Raw genomic sequence first — 6,241 nt, forward strand, 5'->3', positions numbered from 1 at the left:
ATTTTCTTTTTGGAGACTCCGAAAATGCAGACATTAGAAGAGGTAAGTAAGTCTACCAAAACTATCTTGCTTATCGATAATGAACTATATGTGCGAGAAATTTTAGAACTGTGTTTCAAAGATTTGGCTGGTTGGAATGTAGTAGTTGCTGATTCTCTTTTAGAAGGAATCCAGAAAGCTGAAATTGAGCGTCCTGATGCGATTGTCATAGACATATGTATGCACTCTATGAATTGTTTTCAATGTATGAATGACTTTAGAAACAATCCTAAAAATCAAGCAATTCCTGTAGTGCTAATGAGTGCTGCGGTGCGATGGTTAGAGCCAGAATTTTTACGACATAATCAAATCGCAGGTGTTATCTCTAAACCCTTTAATCCTCTAGAAATCCCAGTTCAAACTGCAAAAATACTGGGTTGGGATTATGTACCAATTTGTTAAAAATATGCAATATCAAGTTGATTTAACTAACTGCGATCGCGAACCAATTCATATTCCCGGTTTAATTCAACCTCATGGCGTGCTACTGACATTACGTGAGCCACAACTAGAGATTGTGCAAGTTAGTGCGAATATCGAGCAATTATTGGGTATTACTGCTAAACAACTGCTAGGACAACCACTCAGCCGTCTATGCTCTCAAAGGAAAGTTCAGGAAATATCTCAATATCTCAAACATGAAAATTTAGAAGTATTTAGCCCTTTAGAATTAAATATTCATAGCGTTCCCAAAGTATCTAATAATCCCAAATTACCTGCGCGAAATTTCCGAGCTATTGTACATCGCAGTGATGGATTATTATTGATGGAGTTAGAACCAGGTAAAATCAGTACAAGCAAGCAGAGTCTCCAGTTTTATCATCTTTTAAAAAATGCGATCGCCAAAATTCGCCAAACCGAAAAATTCAATGATTTGCTAACAATATTAGTTGAGCAAGTCAGACAAATTACCGGATTTGATCGCGTTATGGTTTATCAGTTTGCTACAGATAACAGTGGCATTGTAGTTGCAGAAAATAAAGCCGCACATTTAGAAAGTTATCTCAATTTACATTACCCAGCTTCTGATATTCCTCAACAAGCTCGCAAACTCTATTACGAAAATTGGCTGCGCTTGATTCCCGATGTTAACTATCAACCAGCGCCGCTAATTCCGCCTCATAATCCTCTGACTCAAATACCGTTAAATTTGAGTAATGCCCATTTACGCAGTGTATCGCCTCTACATTTACAATATCTGCAAAACATGGGTGTGACAGCTTCTATGTCAATTTCTTTAATTAATGAAAAAAGACTGTGGGGATTGATTGCTTGCCATCATTACAGTCCCAAATATGTGGATTATGAAACTCGCAAAGCCTGTGAATTTTTAGGACAGTTTGCCTCGGTGGAATTGGTTTATCAACAACAGCAAGAAGTGAATCACCATCGCTTACAAGTCAAATTGATTCAAGAACAATTACGCCAAGCCTTTGCCAAAGAAGTCAGCTTTATTGAACCAGTATTGCGCCGTAACCAAGTTGAGTTATTAAATTTGGTTCATGCTCAAGGAGCCGCATTAATTATAGATAATGATATTTCACTGATAGGTGAAACACCCTCTGCTGATGAAGTTCAGACATTTATCGCTTGGCTATCAGCACAAGAACGCCAACCAATATTTTTAACTGATTCCCTATCACAAATTTACCCTCAAGCCGAGCAATTTAAAGCTGTTGCTAGTGGCGTATTAGTAATTTCCATTGTGCTGCGACAAAAATCTTATCATATTGCTTGGTTTAGACCAGAGCAAATTCACACAGTTCACTGGGCAGGCGATCCACAAAAACCTGTATCAATCTCCGCCGATGGGGAAATGAATTTGACACCCCGTAAATCTTTTGAACTGTGGAAACAAACAGTAGAAGCCACATCCCTACCTTGGCAAGAAGTAGAAATTGAAGCAGCTTGGGAAATGCGTAACACTCTGATGTTAGGAGTGCTGGAGTTTTCCCAGTTGGCTTTAGAACAAGCCGCAGAACGAGCCGCGATCGCTAATCGTGCCAAAAGTCAGTTTCTCGCCAAAATGAGCCATGAATTACGTACCCCACTCAACGCCATTTTGGGATTTACCCAATTAATGTCACGCGATCGCCATACTCCCAGCGAATTCCAGGAAAATTTGGGTATCATCAGCCGTAGCGGCGAACATTTGCTGGCGATGATTAATGACGTTTTAGAGATGTCGCGGATTGAAGCCGGACAATTGCACCTCAGCGAAAGCTATTTTGATTTACATCGCCTGTTCGCTTCCATTAACGATATGTTTGCTCTCAAAGCATCAGAGAAAGGTTTGGATCTGAGCCGTCAATGGGATGCAACTGTTCCCCATTATGTTTGTGGTGATGAAGCTAAACTGCGACAAATATTGATTAATCTTCTCGGAAACGCCATTAAATTTACTGCTACAGGTAGTATTATCCTCAGAGCTAGAGCTATTCCCTCAAGCAATGCCAAAAAAGCGATCGTACTGCATATAGAAATTGAAGATACCGGGTGTGGTATTGCCACCGCCGATCTCGAATCGATTTTTACCGCCTTTATGCAAACCGAAACAGGACGCCATGCGCAAGGTACAGGTTTAGGTTTATCCATTAGCCGTCAGTTTGCGCGGTTGATGGGTGGTGATATTACAGTGCGAAGTACTTTAAACCAGGGTTCAACCTTCACTTGCCAAGTGTTAGTAAATTTAGCAGACTCGGTAGATTTATTAGAGCCAGAAGCAAACCGCCTGGTAATTGGCTTAGAACCAGGACAAACTACTTATCGCATTCTTGTGGCTGAAGACATTATCGAAAATCGTCAACTGTTAGTCAAATTGCTAGAGTCAGTGGGGTTTGAGGTATCTGCGGTGGAAAATGGCGCAGAAGCGATCGCTCAATGGCAGCAATGGCAACCCCACCTCATCTGGATGGATCTGCAAATGCCCGTAATCAATGGCTACATAGCTACTCAGCAAATCCGCGCCACAGAGGCGGGTAAAAATGTCATAATTATTGCTCTGACTGCTTCTGCCTTTGAAGAAGACCGTTATGCTAGTATTCAGGCTGGTTGCAACGACTACCTAGCCAAACCTTTCACGGAAACAGCACTGTTTGATAAAATGGCACGCTACTTGGGAGTACGTTATCTCTACAGCCCAGAAAGCACATCCGATTTACACCGCCCAAGTTTAGCACCCCAACCTCTAACGCCGCAAAATTTGCAAGTGATGCCATCAAATTGGATTCAGCAAATGCATGAAGCGGCTTTAGATCTCAATGATGCCAAAATCTACGAGCTAATTGACCAAATACCCCAAAAGCAACAACCGCTAGCAGATTCCTTGAAATATTTAGTCGATAACTTTCAATTAGAAGCGATCGCCACTCTGACTGAGCCTAAATGAAAATTCTATGCCTAAGTTACTCAAACCCCCATCCCAAACCAATATTTTGCTGGTAGATGATACCCCCGATAATCTGCGATTATTAGCGAAAATGCTAGAGTTGCAAGGTTACATTGTCCGTAAATCTCTCAATGGCAGAATGGCATTACAAGCTATCGAGCGCGAGCCACCAGATTTAGTACTGCTGGACATTAATATGCCAGAAATGAATGGTTATGAAGTTTGTCAAAAATTGAGAACTTTACCAAGAGGAGCGAAAATTCCCCTTATTTTTATTAGCGCCCTTGATGAAATTGGGGATAAAATTCGTGCCTTTGAATTGGGCGGACAGGATTACATTACTAAACCATTTCAAGAATTAGAAGTACTAGCAAGAATTAGAAATCAATTACTAATTCAACAACAGCATCAACTGTTAATTCAGCAAAATCAACAACTACAGCAGGAAATTCAAGAACGCCAACGCGCCCAAGCCCAAATTATGCTGCTGAATGCCGAATTAGAGCGACAAGTACAACTGCGCACCATAGAATTACAACAAGCTTTAAACTTTGAAGCCACACTCAAACGGATTTCTGATAAAGTCCGAGATTCTCTCGATCCACAGGAAATCCTGCAAAATGCTGTAGAAGAATTAGCGATCGCCTTGAATGTTAAATGCTGCGATACTGTACTTTATAATCGCAATCGCCAATCCTCAGTTATCAACTACCAATATCTTAAGTCAGGTGAACCCGCAACTCAAGGTCAACTGCTATATATGGCAGATGTACCGGAAATTTACAATCAATTACAACAACAAAAATCTTATTTCGCCTTCTGCCAAATTCAGCCAACACCAATTCGCAACCATTCAGCAATTTTAGCCTGTAGCATTTTTGACGACCAAGTAGAAGAAACAGGTATTTTGGGCGATTTGTGGCTATTTAAAGACATAGATTCCATATTTACCGAGATGGAAATTCATTTAGTGCAACAAGTCGCCAACCAATGTGCGATCGCATTACGCCAAGCCCGTCTCTATGAAGCCGCGCAAGCCGAACGTAAATTGGCTTGAAACCCTTACCAATGAAAAATGACAAATGACAAATGACAGCCCTTGCCAGTTATATTTAATTGCACCGCCCTACTTACCAAGTTTTTCAAACATCAAATATTAGTCTTCTAATCCGGCTCAAGATATAGCAATAAACCAAGATTTTTCAACCGTATAATTACTTGATTTACAACCTGAGTTTTATCAAGGCATTATTAGCATTTAAATTAATGAATGTCTAGATATTTTCAAGTTTTTAACTCATATTTATACTTGATTGTAAATGAAAATATCTAAATTTAAAAAATACATTAAAGTTGACAAAAATAAACAGATTCAGCATCCAAGCTAGGGGCTAAATAAACAAATAAACTTAAAATATACAAATCAAACATTCAAGACAATCATTTCTCTGAATAAAACGCTTTTACCTGATTATTTATTTACATTTTTATGCAAGAGAAATATTTACATCTTAGGAAAGTATGTTTAATATAAATTTAGTCGAAAGCGAAGACAAAAACTTCGTTAAAGACAACAATCAACAATGAGTTAAGGTAAATACAATGGCAGTCGAAAAAACTAATTCTTCTTCAAGCTTGGCAGAAGTTATTGACCGCATTTTAGACAAAGGTATTGTTGTAGACGCTTGGGTACGTGTTTCTTTAGTAGGTATTGAATTACTAGCTATCGAAGCTCGCATCGTTATCGCTTCTGTTGAAACCTACTTGAAATATGCTGAAGCTGTAGGTCTTACTCAGTCGGCTGCTATGCCTGCTTAATTCTCCAAGGTAAGTTGTTTCTACCTGGTTTGTTAAAACTAAAAAAAGTCACTTCAGACAAAATTGAAACAAGACTTTTAGAGTTGATACTTTCAGGATGATTGTGTTTTTATAGCAGAAAATTCTTTGACATTAAGAATTTTCTGCTATTTTCAATTAATGTGGTTTTTGCACCAAAATAATCAGCTAATGTGCGTCTAAATTGCATAACTACTAATAAGGGCTATTAACAGTCAACCGCCCTGACGATGGATTATGCAACTTCAAAGCAAAATAGCTTATTTGGTGTAATTTTTTACAGATAAAATTTATACCCACAGCTTGAGAGATGGCGATCGCTATCTTTTGGCTGAGAATCCTGGATGCAAATCTCTACCCAGCCTTACCCCCAATCGATAGAGGACTCAAACCTCTGACAAAGTGTACGTTGATTACAAGAACTCTGGAACAGAAACAGAACAAGTGCCTCAAGGCATTTGTTGATTAACGCCAATATAGGCAAATTGATAAAAATGTACAATTGTCAAGTATGTGTAACTTTTGTTAATATAGATTCCAGGGAATAAATCGAGCTAATGTTGCCAAACACCGGAGAGTAAAAACTATGGATATTCCGATGGAGCTTAACTTAGAGCAGAAATTCAACCTCAAGGTTTACGAAGAGCAAATTAAGGGGTTAGACCAGGAAGAATCGCAAAAATTGCTGTTAGAGGTGCTACGACAGTTAATGGTCAAAGACAATATGATCAAGCATCTGCTCCAGCAGTCTTAGCTAACTGGGGATATTTGTTAGTTTCCTAGCGTTCACAATCAAACCCCAGCCGATATTCTTCTTTGTCGTCGTTATATATAATTTCCGTCTCTACACCAACAGGTGTGAGCATAGTCCTAATTGGTGAACTACTCAGGGTTTCGCTTCGCTACACCCTGAGCTTCTGTACTCACAGGCGAGTGCCGCAGGTGAGACTTTCGCCCCATCGTTGGTCTTACCTCCCC

At 39.4% G+C, this 6,241-nt stretch carries 5 protein-coding genes; all 5 read left to right on the forward strand.

Annotated features, from left to right (window positions below):
- Positions 1–24: 24 nt before the first annotated feature.
- The 5 genes from AACW45_RS03800 to AACW45_RS03820 all read left to right on the forward strand — a co-directional run bounded on the left by AACW45_RS03800 (position 25) and on the right by AACW45_RS03820 (position 6,017).
- Positions 25–441 (forward strand): response regulator, encoded by a 417-nt coding sequence (locus tag AACW45_RS03800; RefSeq protein WP_190631272.1) that lies wholly within the window; start codon positions 25–27, stop codon positions 439–441.
- Positions 442–445: 4 nt separating this feature from the next.
- Complete coding sequence (locus AACW45_RS03805) at positions 446–3,427, forward strand: ATP-binding protein (protein ID WP_242045599.1); 2,982 nt, start codon at positions 446–448, stop codon at positions 3,425–3,427.
- Between the two features lie 7 nt (positions 3,428–3,434).
- Positions 3,435–4,484, forward strand: coding sequence for a response regulator (locus tag AACW45_RS03810; protein ID WP_190631276.1), 1,050 nt, complete (start codon positions 3,435–3,437; stop codon positions 4,482–4,484).
- Between the two features lie 545 nt (positions 4,485–5,029).
- Complete coding sequence (gene gvpA, locus AACW45_RS03815; RefSeq protein ID WP_010996411.1) at positions 5,030–5,245, forward strand: gas vesicle structural protein GvpA; 216 nt, start codon at positions 5,030–5,032, stop codon at positions 5,243–5,245.
- A gap of 604 nt (positions 5,246–5,849) precedes the next feature.
- Positions 5,850–6,017 carry an NblA/ycf18 family protein gene (locus AACW45_RS03820; protein WP_096641703.1) on the forward strand — a complete coding sequence of 56 codons (168 nt, stop codon included), beginning with the start codon at positions 5,850–5,852 and terminating at the stop codon, positions 6,015–6,017.
- The last annotated feature ends 224 nt before the right edge of the window (positions 6,018–6,241 follow it).

The sequence above is a fragment of the Calothrix sp. FACHB-168 genome (assembly GCF_963889195.1).
Lineage (GTDB): Bacteria > Cyanobacteriota > Cyanobacteriia > Cyanobacteriales > Nostocaceae > Aulosira > Aulosira anomala_A.

Excerpts from the sequence above, each read along its gene's own strand:
- AACW45_RS03805 (WP_242045599.1), top strand. The coding sequence starts at position 446 with ATGCAATATCAAGTTGATTTAACTAACTGCGATCGCGAACCAATTCAT.
- AACW45_RS03810 (WP_190631276.1), top strand. The coding sequence starts at position 3,435 with ATGCCTAAGTTACTCAAACCCCCATCCCAAACCAATATTTTGCTGGTA.
- AACW45_RS03820 (WP_096641703.1), top strand. The coding sequence starts at position 5,850 with ATGGATATTCCGATGGAGCTTAACTTAGAGCAGAAATTCAACCTCAAG.
- AACW45_RS03800 (WP_190631272.1), top strand. The coding sequence starts at position 25 with ATGCAGACATTAGAAGAGGTAAGTAAGTCTACCAAAACTATCTTGCTT.
- gvpA (WP_010996411.1), top strand. The coding sequence starts at position 5,030 with ATGGCAGTCGAAAAAACTAATTCTTCTTCAAGCTTGGCAGAAGTTATT.